The following is a 16814-nucleotide window of genomic DNA, read 5'->3' on the forward strand; positions in this document are numbered from 1 at the left end:
TCGAGATGACCAGACTCCATCACCTGCTTGCCGGCGCGAGCCTGGCCGCCCTGCTGGCCGCCTGCGGCGCGCCCGAGCCCGGCGCCGGAGTCCAGCCCGGCGCAGCGTCCGCTCCGGTCACCGAAGTCGCCGCAGCCGAGCTGAGCGAGAGCGAACGCCTCAATGCCTGGTTCGAGGAGCAGTTCGAGGCCGAGATCGCTCGCTCGCCGATGACCCAGACCTATCTCGGACGCAAGAGCGACTACGACCTGCTCGACGATGTGAGCCCGCAGGCTCGCGAAGAGGAGTACCGGCGCGGGCAGGCACGCATCGCCGAGATGCGCGAGCGCTTCGACTACGATGCGCTCGACGCGGATGCGCAGCTTTCCTGGCGCCTGGCCGAGTACGACGCGGCCCGCGAGGCTGCCGGCTGGCGGTTCCGCGACAACGCTTACGTCTTCACGCAGCGCTCGGGTGCGCACATGAGCCTGCCCGCCTTCCTCATCAACCAGCACCGCGTCGACGCGGTCGAGGACGCGGAAGCCTATATCGCCCGCCTGACCAATGCGGCGGCCTATCTCGACCAGCATCGCGAGAATGCCGAGACGCGCTTCGAGGCGGGCGTCTACCCGCCACTGTGGACCTACGCGCAGATGATCGAGACCTCGCGCAACGTGATCGACGGCGCCCCGTTCGTAGACGGCGCGGCCGACAGCCCGCTGCTCGCCGACTTCCGCGCCAAGGTCGAGGCCCTCGACATCACGGCGCCGGAGAAGGCCGCCCTGATCGAGCGCGCCGAAGCCGCGCTGACGGACTCCGTGCGCCCCGCCTATCAGCGCCTGATCGCCATGTTCGAGGCTCAGGCCGAGAGCGCGACGAACGATGACGGCGTATGGAAGCTGCCCGATGGCGATGCGTTCTACGCCTATCTGCTCTCCAATTACACGACGACCGACATGACGGCGGAGGAGATCCATCAGCTCGGCCTGTCCGAGGTCGCCCGCATCCACCAGGAGATGCGTGCCATCATGGAGACGGTGGGCTTCGAGGGCAGCCTGCAGGAGTTCTTCGCGTTCATGCGCACCGACGAGCGGTTCTACTACGAGAACTCGCCGGAGGGACGCCAGCGCTATCTCGACGAGGCGACCGCCCTCATCGAGACGATGGAGGCCCGCCTGCCGGAGGTGTTCAACACCTTCCCCGAGGCCGATCTGGTCGTGCGCCGGGTGGAGGAGTTCCGCGAGGCGAGCGCGGGCAAGGCCTTCTACCAGCGCCCCGCCCCGAACGGCTCGCGCCCGGGCGTGTACTACGCCAATCTGCGCGACATGGCCGACATGCCGACCTACCAGATGGAAGCGCTCGCCTATCACGAGGGCATTCCCGGCCATCACATGCAGCTCGCCATCATGCAGGAGCTGGAGGATGTGCCCTCCTTCCGCCGCTTCGGCGGTTATACCGCCTACACCGAGGGCTGGGGCCTGTACTCGGAGTACCTGCCCAAGGAGATGGGGTTCTACGAGGATCCCTATTCCGATTTCGGGCGTCTCGCGATGGAGCTGTGGCGCGCCGCGCGCCTTGTCGTGGACACCGGCATCCACCACCACCGCTGGACGCGCGAACAGGCCATCTCCTACCTGATCGAGAACACCCCGAATCCGGAAGGCGACGCGACCAGCGCAATCGAGCGCTACATCGCCTATCCCGGCCAGGCGACGGCCTACAAGATCGGCATGATCGAGATCCTGCGCCTGCGCGAGGCCGCGCGTGCCGAACTCGGCGAGGACTTCGACATCGCGGCCTATCACGATGTGGTGCTGCGCCAGGGTGCGGTCCCGCTTCAGGTGCTGGGCGAGCTGGTCGAGACCTGGGTCGCGGAGGTGCAGGCGGCCGAATAGGCCCCCAGCCTTCAGGCCTGCGGTGTTCGGGGCGCCCTCGAGGCGCCCCGTCCATTTGCGGACCGGGCTATCGCGCCACCGCGAGTGGAGACGGCCCCCTCCGGTGCGCGCCATCGGCTTCGGACAGGCAGGTCCGGTCGCGCCCGGCCGCGATCAGCGCCGCGGAAATCACCAGAAACCGCGCCGGCGCGGAATTCTCCGCCAGCGTGAAGAAGCTCACGCCCGCGAGGCTCAACGCCCCGGCCGTCAGATAATAGGCCCTGGCGACCTCCAGGCGCGAGAACACGGCCATCCCCTGCAGGATCATGAACTGGCCGCCGACCAGCCCCGCCGTTCCCACGAGGACGGCGAGGAAGAACGGCAGCGCCTCATGCCCGGCGATCGCGACGACCCCGAGAGCCTGGGCCATCATACCCCAGCCCCACCAGCGCAGCGCGATGCTGTTGCGATGGATCTGGCTGTTTGCGATATGGGCGACCAGCCCGGCCAGAAGTACCGGTATCAGCGCGACGAAAAGCGTCTGGGTATCCAGCATGCGTGGGGCCTCGATGAATTGGCCGGCAACCCTGGGCGCGCGGGCTTCAGAATTTCTTATTCGCGACCCGTCCCGATTGTCGCCGGCCCGGCCAGGCTCGGGGCCGACCCGCTCCGACACGCGTTCTTAACGCCTTTGGAATAGGCATATTCTCCGACGAGATGGGCAAGGCGGTGCGCATGCGGACGCGCTGCTCTTGAAGGGACGGAAAGCCTACCTGTGAGCCAGCACGTCGCCATACCGGCCGGCGAGACGCTCGCCGTACAGGACGCGCCTGCGCCCCTGTCGGTCATGGTGTGCGAGACCAGCCGGGTCCAGCGCCGCATATTGCGGTCCATGCTGGAGGATGGCGGATTCGAAGTCCGCGAGGCCGGCGATTCCGGCGAGGCGCTGGGTGCGCTCGAGCGCTGTCCCAGCGACATCTTCATCACCGGCATCGAGGTCGGCCAGATGAGCGGACTCGAGGCCTGCTGGCGCCTGAAGGCCGGGGCGGACACCTGCCACATCCACACCATCGTCATCACCGCCTCGGGCGAGTACGTGCGTCTCGCCGAGGCACTCGACGCGGGCGCGGACGACTTCATCAGGAAGCCCTTCGACGGGGTGGAGATGAAGGCGCGCATGCGCGCGGCGGCCCGCATCGCGCGCCTGCAGCGCGACCTGCGCGGCCAGGCGGAAACCGATGCGCTGACCGGGGCGGCAAACCGGCGCGCCTTCATCCGCGCGCTCGATCGGGAGATAGGCGAGGCGGGCCGGCTCTCCATTCCCATGGCCGTTGCGATGGTCGACCTCGATCATTTCAAGCAGATCAACGACACGCATGGTCATGCCAGCGGCGATCGCGTGCTTGTGCGCACCGTCGCGGCGCTGAAGAACGAACTCGGCGGCGGGGAGCTGCTCGGCCGGCTGGGCGGGGAGGAGTTCGCCGTGCTCCTGCCACGTGCGGGAACGCGCGAGGGCCTCGAGACCGCCGAACGCCTGCGCCGCGCGGTCGAGCACCTGCGCGTCGAGAACGACGATGCCTGCCCCATCCCGGTCACCGCGAGCTTTGGCCTCACCGTGCTGCAGCCGCATGAGAGCCTGGCCACCGGCTCCGACCTCCTCGCCCGCGCAGACAAGGCCCTCTACGCCGCCAAGGAAGCCGGCAGGAACCGTGTGGTGACCGGGTAGGCCGCGCCACGCGCCCCTATAGATTTCCCCAATCGCCTCCATAGAAGCAATTGCTTTGACGCATAGATGCGGCACCGCTTAACTGATCAAATAAGCGTCGAATAGAAACAAGAGACGAAGCGCGTTTTCTTCGCCCACGCTGCGGCATTTGTCGCGCGCGTACGGAGTTCTGTGCCTCACTTTACTTGACGCTTAGATTTTTCTCGCGCGAGGAGGAGCGCTGTCATGACGTTGCACATGAAATCCCTGCTGCTGGTTTCCACCGGCATTATGGCCCTGACGCTTTCCGGCTGCGGGGGCGGCGACAACGAAGCCGCCGAACAGTCGGGCGAGACCGACCGTCATGCCGAACTCGCCGAGTTGCAGGACACCGAGGCCGACGCGCGCGCCGCAATGAACCGGGAGCTCGCCGCCGGCGAGCCGCGCTCGAACCGGTTCTGGTGGCCCGAACAGCTCGATCTCTCACCCCTGCGCGACAACGATGCGCACTCCAATCCCTTCGGGGCCGATTTCGACTATGCGAGCGCCTTCGAGAGCCTCGATCTGGCTGCGGTCAAGGCCGACATCCGCGAGGTGATGACGACCTCGCAGGACTGGTGGCCGGCGGACTGGGGCCATTACGGCCCGCTTTTCATCCGCATGGCCTGGCACAGCGCGGGCACCTACCGGGTCCATGACGGACGCGGCGGGGCCGGCGGCGGCCAGCAGCGCTTCGAGCCGCTCAACTCCTGGCCGGACAACGGCAATCTGGACAAGGCGCGGCGCCTGCTCTGGCCGGTGAAGCAGAAATACGGCGAGGCGATCAGCTGGGCCGACCTGATGATCCTCGCCGGCAATGTCGCGATGGAGGACATGGGCTTCGAAACGCTCGGCTTTGCCGGTGGCCGCGAGGACGACTGGGAGGCCGAGCTGGTCTACTGGGGACCGGAGGCCGAGATGCTCGCCTCCGAGCGCTTCCACGGCGAAGGCGGAGACGAACAGATCGAGCGCCCGCTCGCGGCTGCGCAGATGGGTCTCATCTACGTCAATCCCGAAGGCCCGAACGGCGTGCCCGATCCGCTCGCCGCGGCCGAGCGCATCCGCATCACGTTCGGCAACATGGCGATGGACGACGAGGAAACGGTTGCCCTCATCGCCGGCGGGCACACCTTCGGCAAGGCGCACGGGGCGCACGACCCGGCCGAGTGCATGGGCCCGGAGCCGGCCGCCATGGGCGTTGAAGCCCAGGGGCTGGGCTGGAAGGTGGAGTGCGGCACCGGCATTGGCGCCGACACCGTGACGAGCGGCCTGGAAGGCGCCTGGACCTCGGCCCCGACGCAGTGGACGCACCAGTATCTGGAGAACCTCTTCCGCTTCGAGTGGGTGCAGACCCGCTCGCCTGCGGGCGCGATCCAGTGGGTGCCGGCCAATGCCGAGGAGGCACGCTTCGTGCCCGATGCGCATAACCCCGACGAGCTGGAAACCCCGATCATGTTCACCACGGACCTGTCGCTGCGCGAGGATCCGGGCTTCCGCGAGATCGCCCTGCGCTTCCGCGACAATCCCGAACAGTTCGAGGACGCCTTCGCGCGCGCCTGGTTCAAGCTGACCCACCGCGACATGGGCCCGCGGGCGCGCTATCTCGGCGACGAGGTGCCCGAGCGCGAATTCGCCTGGCAGGATCCGGTCCCGGCGGTGGACCATGCCCTGATCGACGAGGCGGACATCGAAGCGCTCAAGGCCGGGATCCTCGACAGCGGCCTCACCGTCGAACAGCTGGTGCGCACCGCGTGGGCGTCGGCCGCCTCCTACCGCAATACGGACATGCGCGGCGGCGCCAACGGGGCGCGCATCCGTCTCGCCCCGCAGAACGCATGGGCGGTCAACAATCCGGCCGAGCTCGATCGGGTCCTCTCGACGCTCGAAGACATCCAGTCGCAGTTCAACGCCAGCCAGAACGATGATACGCGCGTCTCGCTCGCCGACCTCATCGTGCTCGGCGGGGCCGCTGCGATCGAGGAAGCCGCCCGCCGCGCCGGTCACGCGGTGGAGGTCCCCTTCGTCCCGGGCCGCACCGATGCGAGCCAGGAGCAGACCGACGTGGAGTCCTTCGCCGTGCTCGAGCCGCAGGCGGACGCCTTCCGCAATTACTACGGCGCGGATGCCGGGCGCAGCCCGGCCGAACTCATGGTCGACCGCGCCGACACGCTGGGCCTCACCGTACCGCAGATGACAGCGCTGATCGGCGGCATGCGGGCCCTCGGCGCCAACTACGACGGCTCGGACCATGGCGTGTTCACGGACAATCCGGGTACGCTCGACAACGCCTTCTTCGTCAACCTGCTCGACATGGACACCGTCTGGCAGCCGGCAGAGGAGGCATACGTCTTCGAAGGCCGCGACCGGGAAAGCGGTGACGTGAAGTGGACCGCGACCGAGGCGGACCTTGTCTTCGGCTCGAACGCCGAGCTCAGGGCCGTCGCGGAGGTCTACGCCTACGGCAACGGCCAGGAGCGATTCGTCGAGGACTTCGTCGAGGCCTGGGTGAAGGTCATGCAGGCCGACCGCTTCGACCTGCCGCGCAGCTAGGAGCGCAGCCTTCGCCGGATAGTGAACCGCGCCGGGACGCCGGCGCGGTTCTTCTTTTTCCGTTCAGCCAGACCCCGTCGGCTTGAGGCGAGGCCGACCGGTGATAGAGGATGCAGGGAGGCGGTCGCGCGCGAGGACCGACCTCGGCAATCACCGGAGGCCCGATGACCGAACAGCCCGTCAAGCGGATCCATTATCGCTCCCTGGCCAACCGGGCCGAGGCCTGGCTGAAGGCGCGGCTGTGGGCACAGGTGCTGGCCGGGCTGATGCTGGGGGTGCTGACGGGGATCGCGCTCGGTCCCGATGTCGGGCTGGTCGGCGAGGACCTCGCGGAAACGCTGGGCGAGTGGCTCGCCCTGCCCGGCCAGATATTCCTCGCGCTCATCAAGATGGTGCTGATGCCGCTCGTGGCCTCCTCCATCGTGCTGGGCCTCGCAGCGGGCGCCGCCGACCCGGCGAAGCTGCGCGCGGTCGGCGCGAAGTTCGCGCTCTTCGTGATCGCCACCACCGTGGCCGCCGCGACGCTGGGGGCCGGGCTCGCCCTGCTGTTCCGCCCCGGTCAGCTCGTCGATCTGAGCCCGGTGCCGGTGCCGCGCCTCGCGCCCGGTCCGGCCGATACGGCACTCGATGGCGATCCGTTCGAGGGGCTGGCCGGCGAAGTGCCCGGCCTGCTGGTCGGGCTCGTCCCGCAAAACCCGCTCGCCGCGGCGGTCGGGAACGAGATGCTGGCGGTGGTCATATTCTCCATATTCCTCGGTCTGGCCTATGTTGCCAGCCCCAACAAGCACAAGCTCGTCCCGCTCGTCGGCGTGCTCGAGGCACTGCTCGAGGTCTCGATGACGGTGGTCAAGTGGGCGATGTATCTCACCCCCTACGCGGTGTTCGGCCTCACGGCCCAGCTGCTCGCGAGGCTCGGCGTCCAGTCCCTGCTCGCCCTTGCCGCCTATGTCGGCACCGTGCTCGCCGGGCTGGCGATCCTGCTGGCGCTCTATCTCGTGCTCGCCGCGGTCTTCGGGCGCATCTCGCCGCTGCGCATGCAGCGTGCGATCGGCGAGGCACAGCTCCTGGCCTTCTCCACCTCCTCCTCTGCTGCGGTCATGCCGTTGTCCATCGAGACGGCGGTGGAACGCCTTCGCGTGCCCTCCTCGGTGGCGAGCTTCCTCATTCCGCTGGCGGCAACGGTAAACATGGCCGGCACCGCGCTCTACCAGGCTGCCGCGGTGGTCTTCGTCGCCCAGGTCGCCGGCGTGGCGCTCGCCATCCCCGAGATCACCTTCATCGTGGTGACGCTGGTGGCCGCCTCGATCGGGGCGCCGGGCGCGCCGGGGGTCTCGATCGCCATCCTGTCGAGCCTCATCCTGTCCTTCGGGATTCCCGAATATGGGCTCGTCTTCGTGCTCGGGGTCGACCGCTTCCTCGACATGGCGCGCACGGCCGTCAACGTCACCGGCGACCTGACGGCTGCGCGCATCCTGTCGCGCGACGGCGAGGAACTCGATGTCGAGCAGGCTCGCCACAGCTAGGCGTTAAGCCGGTCTTAACCTCCACATCAAGATCGGCGTGCAAGCGCGTGAAACTGCGCGCATGCTCCTTCCCATGAACGCGAGCTTCGCCTCCGGCCTCTCGGCCTATCAGGGCGCCGCCGCCCAGCTTTCCAGGGCGGCGGGCAAGATTGCGAGCCCGGTTCGCACGACGATCCTCCCGTCCGCGTCGGTCCCCCCCGGCGCAGGCACCCCTGGCGCGCCCGCCGCACCTTCCACCGCCCCCATCCCCCGCGGCGGGCGCGCGCCTTCCTTCGACATCGAGGCCCTGGTCGGCATCATCAAGGCGACTCACCAGGCCCAGCTCGCCGCGACCTCGATCCGGGCCGCGGACGATCTCGTCGGCGAGTTGCTGGACGTGACCGCCTAGGCGGGCTTGCGCCTCAGGAAGGGCTGCAGGCGGGCATAGCTCAACGAGCGCCACAGCCACTCGAAGGGGCCGAAGCGGAACACCTTCAGCCACAGCGTCGAGACGACGAGCTGCACAGCCCAGACCGCGAGAACGATCTGCAGCTGGCCGGTGCGTTCGACCGTGCCGAACAGGCCCAGCCCGGGCGCGCCGACGAAGATGAAGGTCATCGCCAGGGTCTGGGTGAGATAGTTGGTGAACGCCATCCGCCCGGCACAGGCGAAGGGCAGGCGCACCAGCTTCAGCCAGTCGATCCGGCACGCGGCCATCACCAGGCTGGCATAGCCGAAGGCGGTGAGCAGGCTCGCCCCGTAATTGACACCGGTGTGGATCCACAGCTCGGACATCGCGAAGCCGGTCCCAAGCGCGTGCAGCCCGCCCCACCAGGATGCGGCAATGCCCAGGCCCGCACACACGATGCCGATGGCGAGATAGCGCGCCAGGCTCCATTTCGCGGTCAGGAAGCCGAGCTTGAACAGCGCCATGCCGATGAACATCACGCCGACGAGGCGCCCGGCGAAGAAGGTGATCTGGCTGAACAGGGCGAACAACTCGCCGATCGCGTTGTAGATCCGGCTCTCGGCGAACGAGGCCTGGTAGGCCGCGACCCACTGGTCGAGGAAGGCCTCCGGCGGATTCGGGCCGTACGGCATGGGCTCGGCGCCGCCGGGCATGGCGCCCTGCGCCCAGGTCCCAGCGACCATGAGAAGGCCCGTCAGGGCGATACCTCCAAGCCCCCAGCCGATCAGCTTTCCCGGCGACATGCGGCGGAAAAAGACGATGATCATGCCGGCCAGCGCATAGGGCACCAGGATGTCGCCGAACCAGAGCACGAAGCCGTGGATCAGGCCGATGACGAGGAGCCAGATCATGCGCCGGAAGTGCACGCTCTTCGAGGCGAGCGGATCCTCCCCCACCATGAACAGCACGCCGGCCCCGAACAGGGCGGAGAAGATCGTGATGAATTTCAGCTCGAAGAAGACATGGGTGAGGAACCAGACTGTCTGATTGGCGCCTTCCAGGCTCATGTGGGCGGGCGGATAGCTGAGCGCGCCCCAGTACATGGCGAAGGCCTGGACATTGACCATCAGGATGCCGAGCACCGCGATGCCGCGCAGTACGTCCAGACTCTCGAAGCGCTCGGTCTCGCTGACCGGCGTGATGGTGGTGCTCATCGCCCCTGTCCCCGCAACTGGCCCGCCGCGAGGTTAGCGGCGCCCGCCTGCCACGGCCAAGAAAAATCCGCCCCGAGCGCGCCCGCATACCGGTATTCTTACGAAAGTTTCATCTCGCGCAGGGCGGTTTTCGCTTGAACGCGCCCCGGGTGCGCGCGCATAAGCGGGGCGACAGGACAGGGAGCGGGCTGCGGTGTTCCAGCTCATCATCGACATTCTGCATCTGGTGCTGGCCGGCGCGATGTCCCTCATCGGCATCGAGTACGACCGTGCGCCCGATTGCGATCCCGTCCAGGTCGAACCGGCCGCCTATTACGAGATCGCCGAGGCCAGCGCCGCATCCGGCGCGGTGTATCTCCTGGCCCCGGCCGCGCCCTCCGCCGCGCAGCCCGTTTCCGGCTGCGCCACCGCGCCTGCGCCGGTCTCCCTGCCGCGCGCGCGCGTGCGCATCGAGGCCTGACGGCTTCAAATCCTCCGTATCTGCGCGTAAACAGGATGTCCTGCGCAAGCGGGAAGTCATCGGCCCTTGCCTCTGTCATACTTGAGGTTTGAGGCTGGATTGAAGTGCGAACGGACGAAGGCTGCATGAGCGCAGACGATCTTTCCGAGACCGGCTCGAAGACGAAGGAGGCCGGCAAGGACGCGACGCGCACCCCGGCGAAGTTCGCCGAATCGCGCGGCGGCGCGCTCGATACCGTGCGCCCCTCCCTGCCTGCCGCGCCCGCCGAGCTTCCCCGGCGCCGCTCGGGCCTGGCCGCGGCCTTCACCGGCTTGACCCTTTCCCTGCTCTGGCTCGGGGGTGCGGGCGCGTATCTCGCCGGCTATCTCGTCGAGGATCTCTCCGCCCTCTCTCCGGCCCAGCTCGGCGGCCTCGCCATGTTCGTGGCGGCGCCGGCCGTGCTGTTCGCGCTGGCAGGACTCCTCGGCCGCGAGGTCGTGCGCGCCTCCAGCCGCGCCGAACGCGTCGAGGCGAGCCTCACGCGCCTGGCCATGCCGGCCGAAAGCACCGAGGCCGAGGTGCGCCGCCTCGCCGACGCCATCAGCGGCGAGATCGACCGCGTCAACGTCTCCATGGAGAGCGCGCTCGCGCGCCTTGCCGCCATGGAGGAGGTCATCTCCCACCACGCCGATACGCTGGAGTCCACCTCCGGGGACGCGCACGAGCGCGTGGAATCGCTGGTGAAGAATCTGAGGAAGGAGCGCGAGCGTCTCGCCGAGGTCTCCGAGAGCCTCGATGACAAGGCCGCCCTCATCGCCGCCGCGATCCAGGACCAGTCGCGCATGGTCGCGGCCGCGGCCGAACTCGCCGAATCCAAGGCCGGCGAAGGCGAGCGCCTGATCCGCGAGGGCGCCGACCGGCTCGCTGCCGCCGGCAGCAAGGCCGAGGAGGCCGGCGAGCGCGTCGCCCTCACCCTGGATGCGCGCTCTGGCGAGCTGCGCGACTTCGCCGAGACGCTGAAGGTGCGCACCGACGGGCTCGAAGCGGCCTATGTGAAGCATCAGGGCCGGCTGAAGGAGGCGAGCGAGACCCTGCGCGAGGAGCAGGAGAGGATCGCCGCCGCGCTCGACTTCCACAAGGCCGAGCTGGAAACCATGTCGAAGACGGCCCGCCAGGGCGCCGACACGCTGAAATCCTCCGCCGAGGAGTCCGGCAAGGTCTTCATGGATGCGGTGGAAAAGGCCATAGCGCGCGCCCGCGAGCTGTCGCGCACGGTCGGGCGCGAGAGCGAGGCCGCCGCCGAGGCGCATGAGGATGCGCTTGCACGCCTGAAGGAAGCAGCCGAGGCCGCGCGCCGGGCCGCCGAGGAGAGCGGGGAACGCTTCCAGACCCAGGCCGATGCCGCCCAGGCCTCGCTGGAGCGCGTCTCCGAGGCCGGCTTCGAGGCCGCGCGGCGCGCCGACGAGGCCTTCCAGGCGCGCCTGCGCGAGGCGGAGAAGCTCACCGCCCGGGCCGGCGAGGCCGCCGAGACGGCGTCGGAAAAGGTGCGCGAACAACTGAAATCCACGCTCGAGGCCGCCACCGAGGAGAGCAAGCGCATAGAAGCCCTGCTCGAGCGCATGCGCCGCGGGCTCGACGAGGCACCGGCCTCCACGCGCGCCGCGGTCTCCGAGATCGAGCGCGTGATCGAGGAGGGGTTGGAGGGCCTGCAGCGCAGTGCGCGCGAGGCGACCGAGAACGCGCGCGAGGTCGACGCCCTGTTCCAGGCGCGCATCCGGCAGAACTACGAACTCCTGTCCGACTTCATGCTGCGCATGGGTGCGGTCGCCGGCGGGCGCAAGCCGCTGGACATCGGGGTCAACGAGGTTCCCGATCCGCTCGCCACCGGCGGACGGCGGCGCCGGCCGGCCGAGCCGGAACCCGGCGAGGCGAAGCCGGAGCCGAAACCGGCCGGCGAGCCGAAGAAGACCGGACCGGTCTCGAAATCGGCAAGACCGGACGAGACGCCGGAGGCCGAAGAGGGCTGGACACCAGCCGAGCCGAAGAAGGGCGAGGGAAGCTGGCGCTGGAAGGACCTGCTCGCGAGCATGGGCTCGGAGGAGGAGGAGGAGGACAGCGAGGACGAGGCCGGCAGGCCGAAGAAGCGGCGGCGCTGACCGCGCGCCGGGCGTGCCGGAGGCCGGCCCGAACGCCGCGAGGCGATCGCGCGGCGTGACCTACGCGTCTTCTCCCAGAACGGTCTGCGCCCATGCGGCGAGTTCGCCGGCCGCCGCGCGCGCGGCCTCGCCCATCGCATCGACGATCTCGCCCTGACGGTTGGCACCGGCGCGCGCCTCTCCGCGCACCGTCGTGACGGCGAGGAGCTCGCGCGTCTCCTCGTCGACCAGACGCGCGCGCAGCACCACCTCGGCGAGGGGCGCCCGATTGCCGCCCTGGTCGTACACCGCCTCGAAATGACGCAGCTCCGTACGCAGGCGATAGCGGCTCTGCACCCCGTCCGCCGGACGCGCCGCGGCGTAGCCTTCCAGCTCCCGGTCGAACGTATCCAGGACGAGTTCCTGGACGAGATCGGGAGCAGGAGAAATCCACGTGGCGTGGGCAATGTAGGCAAGCTGCCCGTCACCGCGCTCGGTGGCGATGCGGTTGCCGGCCAGCGCACGCGGCGCTTGCGGACGCTCGATGAGGATGACCTGTCCGGCTGCGGCGGACACGCTTCCCGGCTCGGGTACGCTCGGTGCGAGGCGGAATATCGTGGAGGGCTCCTGCTCGGGCAGCAGCTGCACGCAGGCCGGCGCACCGAACACGATCAGGCCCGCAGCCAGCGCCGTGCCGGCGCGCTTGAGATCGGACAGGCTCATTGGGGCACCTCCACTTCGCGTCCGCGCGGCTCGGCGAGGAAGCCGGCCGGATCTTCTTCGAGCTGGAGCGCGATGCGTTCCAGCGCGGCAATGAGTGCGCGCAGATCCTGCGCGGCGGTGGTCAGGGAATCCAGCCCCTGGTCGGCGAAAGCCTCCAGCTCGGGACGGATGGAGACGAGCGCGTCATAGGTCTCGGTGGAAGCCTTGTTGACGGCGATCGAGGCGGCCGTGGTCTCCGACACCATCGGGCCGACCTCCTCTCGCAGGAAGGCATCGGCCGTGACGCCGAACTGCTGCAGCGCGGTCGCCGCCTGCGACACGTCCTGGCCGGCCTCGTTGAAGGTGTCGACCGCCTGACCGAAGCGCGCGACCAGATCGCGTTCCTCGGCGAGCGCCCGGCTGATCTCCTCGAGATTGTTCAGCGTGTTCGTCACGCTCTCGATATTCTCGTCCGACAGCAGGCGGTTGACGCGCGCGAGCGTGACCTGGGCGTTCTCGATCACCGTCTCGCCCCCCTCCACCAGGCCCTCGAGCTGGGCCTGGCGCGCGAAGATGCGGGCCGGCCGGTCGCCGGCCCGGCTCTCCAGCTCCTCCGCGCCGGGTGAGCCGCCGGTGATCTGGATATAGGACAGGCCCGTCAGGCCCTGCGGTTCGAGCTGGGCGAAGCTGTCGACCTTGACCGGGGTGGCCGCGTCGACGCGAACGCGCGCGATCACCTCGTTGGGATTGTCCGGATTGAGCCCCAGATCGATCACCTCGCCGACCTGGATACCGTTGAAGCGGACCTCGGAGGCTTCGCGCAGGCCGCGTACCGGGCCTTCGAACACGACGTCGTATTCCTCGAACTCCTGGTCGAACTGGACCTGGGCGAGCCACAGGGTGAACAGCGCCCCGGCCGCGGCGAGGAAGACCACGAAGAAGCCCACGAGGGCGTGATGCGCTTTCGTCTCCATGAGGCTTTCCCTCCTTCGGGCCTTCAGGCCCTCAGCGCCGCGCGCCCGCGCGGCCCGGCGAAATAGTCCTGGATCCAGGGATGATCGTACCGCGAGACCCGGTCGATCGGACCGGTGACGATCACCCGCTTCTCAGCGATCACCGAGATACGGTCGGTGATTGCGTGAAGCGTGTCGAGATCGTGGGTGATCATGATGACCGTGAGGCCCAGCGTCTCCTTCAGATCGATGATCAGCTCGTCGAACTTGCTGGCCCCGACCGGATCGAGCCCTGCGGTCGGCTCGTCGAGGAAGAGAATGTCCGGATCGAGCGCCAGTGCGCGCGCGATGCCGGCGCGCTTCTTCATCCCGCCGGAAAGCTCGGAAGGCATCTTGGTCGCCGCCTCCGGCGAAAGTCCGGACATGTTGAGCTTGAGATCGGCGATCTCCTCCATCAGCGCGACGGGCATGGAGATGTGCTCGCGAAGCGGCGTCATTATATTCTCGCGCACGCTCAGCGAGGAGAACAGCGCCGAGCCCTGGAACAGCACGCCCCAGCGCCGCTCGAGCGCCTCGCGCTCCCCCGTGGAGAGCCGGCTCACCGCCTTGCCCTCGATATAGACCTCGCCGCCATCGGGCTTCTTCAGGCCGAGCATGGTGTTCATGAGCACCGACTTGCCCGAGCCCGATCCGCCCACGATGCCGTGCACCTCGCCGCGATAGATCTCGAGATCGAGATCCTCGTGCACGACATGGCTGCCGAACTGGCTCTTCAGCCCGCGCACCTCGATGAGCGTCTCCCGGCTCATATCCCGATCTCCAGGTAGAGCATGGCGAAGAAGGCATCGAGCACGATGACCGAGAAGATCGCCTGCACCACCGAGGCGGTCGTGCGCGAGCCGAGGCTTTCAACGTCCCCACCGACCTTCAGGCCCTGGTGGCAGCCGATGATCGCGACAACGAGGCCGAACACGGGCGCCTTGCTCATGCCGACGAAGAAATGCTCCCAGGACATCGAGGACTGCAGCCGGTCGATGAAGAAATTCGGCGAGATGTCCATCACCGCCCAGCTCACCATCATCCCGCCGAAAAGGCCCGAGAGCATGGCCGCGAAGGTCAGGAGCGGCGCCATCAGGACAAGCGCGATCACGCGCGGCAGGACGAGCACTTCGAACGGATCGAGGCCGAGCACGCGCATGGCGTCGATCTCCTGCTGCATCTTCATCGAGCCGATCGAGGCGGTGAAGGCCGAATCCGAGCGTCCCGCCAGCATGATCGCGGTGATCAGCGCGCCGAATTCGCGCAGCACCGAGACGCCGACGAGTTCCACTGTGAAGACCGAGACGCCGAAGGTCGCCAGAAGGTCCGCACCCATATAGGCCACGACCGCACCGATGAAGAAGGCGAGCACCGCGATGATCGGAAGCGCATTCACGCCGGCCGTCTCCATCACCCAGACCGTCGGCGTCCAGCGCAGGCGCCAGGGCTGGAGGAGCGTGCGCCCTGCGGTCAGCATGGTGCGGCCGAAGAAGGCGAAGGTCTCGACCGCCTCGCGCCAGGCGCCTTCCAGGCCTGCCCCGATGCGGGCGAACACGGTCACGAGACCTGGCCCTGCCTCCTCCGGCGCGGGGCAGGGCTCGTAGCGCTCACGCACCTCCCTGATGAGACGGCGCGCGACGGGATGCTCGCCGCGGAAATGGCGATCGGCCTCCGGATCGGAGCTGGCGCGAAGCAGCCGGCTCAGGAGATAGGCGCCGGCGGTGTCGATGCGCCCGAGTCCGGACAGATCGATGACGATCGAATCTGGCTCGGCCGCGCCCTGGAGCTCCCGCAGGCGCCGGTCGAAGCGGCCGATCGTGGCCACCACCCAGTCGCCGGACGGCGTGACGATACAGGCGCCGTCCTCCTCTGCGACGGACAGCTCCCCCCCTCTCCCATTGTCCTGCCGGTCGCGGCTCATGCGCTCTCCGAGGCGTTCGCGTGACATCCCTTATCGGACGCTTTGGCCGTTCTCCAAAGGCCGGTTAAGCCTCGCGGCGCCACAAGGCCGAAATATGACGCGAAAATGCAACGCCTTAGGTTGCCCGCCGTTGCAGGAGCGCGACAGCGCAGAGCGCCCCGGCCGCCGCGGGCAGCGCCATGACCGCGAATCCCCCTGCCCCGAAGGCGGCATAGGCGTAACCGGAGGCAAGCGTTGCAAGCGCGAGGACGATACCGCCCGACAGCGCGGAATTGATCACCTGCACGGTCGCGGCGAGGCGTCCCGGCACGGCCGCGCTCGCATAGCGCAGGAAGCCGAGATAGGTCGCCGCGAAACTGCCCGCGTGCAGGATCTGGAGCGGGAAAAGCAGCGCCAGCGGCGGCGCGAGCGCAAGCAGGCACCAGCGCAATACGGAAACCGTCCCGCCCAGCGCGATCAGCCCGGCCGGGCTCCAGCCGCGGAAGAAGCGGCCGACGAAGGTGAGAAACACGATCTCGGCGATCACCCCCGTCGACCACAGCGCGCCCACCGCCGCGGCCGGGATTCCCTGGCCGCGCCAGGCCACGGCCGAAAAGGCGTAGTAGAAGCCGTGCGCCCCCTGGATGAGGGCCGAGGCGGCAAAGGCGAGCGGCAGCCCGGCGCCGAGCACGAGCCGCAGGTCGCGGGCCTTCGGCCCCGGCCGGCCCGCGCTCTCCGGCATGCGCCGGCCCGGCGGCAGCAGCAGTGCGGCGAGGACCGCCAGCGCGCAGCCGGCGATGATCCAGACGAGCGCGGCCTCCCCGCCGAAGGCCGAGACGAGCGCCCCGCCCCCGAGATTGCCGACCACGAAGGTCGCCGAGCCGACCGCGCGGGGCGGCCCGAACTCGAAATGCTTCGTACGCGCCTGCCCCATGGCGAACGCGTCGATCAGCGGGATGATTCCCGTGACCGACGCCCCGGCAAGAAAGGCAAGCAAAAGGATCGCATCCGGGTCGGTCGCCGGGATGTGGGCGAGAAAGGCGGCGAGTGTGAGCAGGGTGAAGCCCAGGATCGCATCGCGCCGGCGGGCCGCCCGGTCGGCCCAGATTGCGCCCAGGGGCGCTGCGATGAGGCGTCCGATCATGCCGGCCGCGGCCGCCATGCCGATCTGCTCCGCGCTCAGCCCGCGGCCCTCGAACCAGACCGGCATGTAGGGCAGGTAGGCGCCGAAGCCGATATACATCGCCCCGTAGAACAGGGCGAAGCGCGCCTGGCGCGAGCGGGAAAGGCGGGCGGGAAGGCTCATGGACCAGACCGCTTAGCGCGCGCGAACCGCGCCGCCAAGGCCTGTTCCGGCGCCGCGCAGCGTGCGCG

The 16814-nt window shown here is 68.8% G+C and carries 14 protein-coding genes; 7 read left to right on the forward strand and 7 right to left on the reverse strand.

What is annotated here, in order from left to right; all coding sequences use genetic code 11:
• Window positions 1-5: 5 nt before the first annotated feature.
• Entirely contained in the window at window positions 6-1874 is a 1869-nt protein-coding gene (locus JW792_RS08435; RefSeq protein ID WP_135996143.1) for a DUF885 domain-containing protein, read from the forward strand.
• Between the two features lie 67 nt (window positions 1875-1941).
• Here the strand turns inward: JW792_RS08435 and JW792_RS08440 are convergent, their stop codons facing one another.
• A complete protein-coding gene (locus JW792_RS08440) occupies window positions 1942-2409 on the reverse strand; it encodes a hypothetical protein (protein WP_135996142.1) in 468 nt (155 codons plus the stop codon).
• 219 nt (window positions 2410-2628) lie between these two features.
• Here JW792_RS08440 and JW792_RS08445 point away from each other — a divergent pair, with 219 nt between their 5' ends.
• The 4 genes from JW792_RS08445 to JW792_RS08460 all read left to right on the forward strand — a co-directional run bounded on the left by JW792_RS08445 (window position 2629) and on the right by JW792_RS08460 (window position 8058).
• Window positions 2629-3579, forward strand: a complete 951-nt coding sequence (locus JW792_RS08445; protein ID WP_241095102.1) for a GGDEF domain-containing response regulator — start codon at window positions 2629-2631, stop codon at window positions 3577-3579.
• A gap of 393 nt (window positions 3580-3972) precedes the next feature.
• A complete protein-coding gene (katG, locus tag JW792_RS08450) occupies window positions 3973-6147 on the forward strand; it encodes a catalase/peroxidase HPI (protein ID WP_420871268.1) in 2175 nt (724 codons plus the stop codon).
• 164 nt (window positions 6148-6311) lie between these two features.
• Complete coding sequence (locus JW792_RS08455; protein ID WP_158291609.1) at window positions 6312-7670, forward strand: dicarboxylate/amino acid:cation symporter; 1359 nt, start codon at window positions 6312-6314, stop codon at window positions 7668-7670.
• A 61-nt stretch (window positions 7671-7731) separates the two neighbouring features.
• A complete protein-coding gene (locus JW792_RS08460) occupies window positions 7732-8058 on the forward strand; it encodes a hypothetical protein (protein ID WP_135996139.1) in 327 nt (108 codons plus the stop codon).
• Here the strand turns inward: JW792_RS08460 and JW792_RS08465 are convergent.
• The gene (locus JW792_RS08465) at window positions 8055-9272 is read right to left on the reverse strand and encodes a DUF418 domain-containing protein (RefSeq protein ID WP_135996138.1); all 1218 of its coding nucleotides are present in this window, start codon (window positions 9270-9272) and stop codon (window positions 8055-8057) included. The two genes, JW792_RS08460 and JW792_RS08465, sit on opposite strands and share 4 nt — an antisense overlap.
• Before the next feature lie 193 nt (window positions 9273-9465).
• Here JW792_RS08465 and JW792_RS08470 point away from each other — a divergent pair, with 193 nt between their 5' ends.
• On the forward strand, window positions 9466-9732 hold the full coding sequence (locus JW792_RS08470) for a hypothetical protein (protein ID WP_135996137.1): 267 nt from the start codon (window positions 9466-9468) through the stop codon (window positions 9730-9732).
• Window positions 9733-9857: 125 nt separating this feature from the next.
• Window positions 9858-11867: a hypothetical protein gene (locus tag JW792_RS08475; protein WP_135996136.1), complete on the forward strand. Its 2010-nt coding sequence runs from the start codon at window positions 9858-9860 to the stop codon at window positions 11865-11867.
• 60 nt (window positions 11868-11927) lie between these two features.
• On the opposite strand, the gene JW792_RS08480 is transcribed toward JW792_RS08475, so the two are convergent.
• From JW792_RS08480 to JW792_RS08500, 5 genes are all read right to left on the reverse strand, one after another.
• Window positions 11928-12569: an ABC-type transport auxiliary lipoprotein family protein gene (locus JW792_RS08480; protein ID WP_135996135.1), complete on the reverse strand. Its 642-nt coding sequence runs from the start codon at window positions 12567-12569 to the stop codon at window positions 11928-11930.
• On the reverse strand, window positions 12566-13522 hold the full coding sequence (locus JW792_RS08485; RefSeq protein WP_135996134.1) for an MlaD family protein: 957 nt from the start codon (window positions 13520-13522) through the stop codon (window positions 12566-12568). Before JW792_RS08485 ends, JW792_RS08480 begins: the two co-directional genes overlap by 4 nt.
• A gap of 23 nt (window positions 13523-13545) precedes the next feature.
• Window positions 13546-14310 carry an ABC transporter ATP-binding protein gene (locus tag JW792_RS08490; protein ID WP_135996133.1) on the reverse strand — a complete coding sequence of 255 codons (765 nt, stop codon included), beginning with the start codon at window positions 14308-14310 and terminating at the stop codon, window positions 13546-13548.
• On the reverse strand, window positions 14307-15461 hold the full coding sequence (locus tag JW792_RS08495) for an MlaE family lipid ABC transporter permease subunit (protein WP_135996132.1): 1155 nt from the start codon (window positions 15459-15461) through the stop codon (window positions 14307-14309). Before JW792_RS08495 ends, JW792_RS08490 begins: the two co-directional genes overlap by 4 nt.
• Window positions 15462-15576: 115 nt before the next feature.
• Complete coding sequence (locus JW792_RS08500; protein ID WP_206340933.1) at window positions 15577-16746, reverse strand: MFS transporter; 1170 nt, start codon at window positions 16744-16746, stop codon at window positions 15577-15579.
• Between the last annotated feature and the right edge of the window lie 68 nt (window positions 16747-16814).

The organism is Marinicauda algicola (genome assembly GCF_017161425.1).
Lineage (GTDB): Bacteria > Pseudomonadota > Alphaproteobacteria > Caulobacterales > Maricaulaceae > Marinicauda > Marinicauda algicola.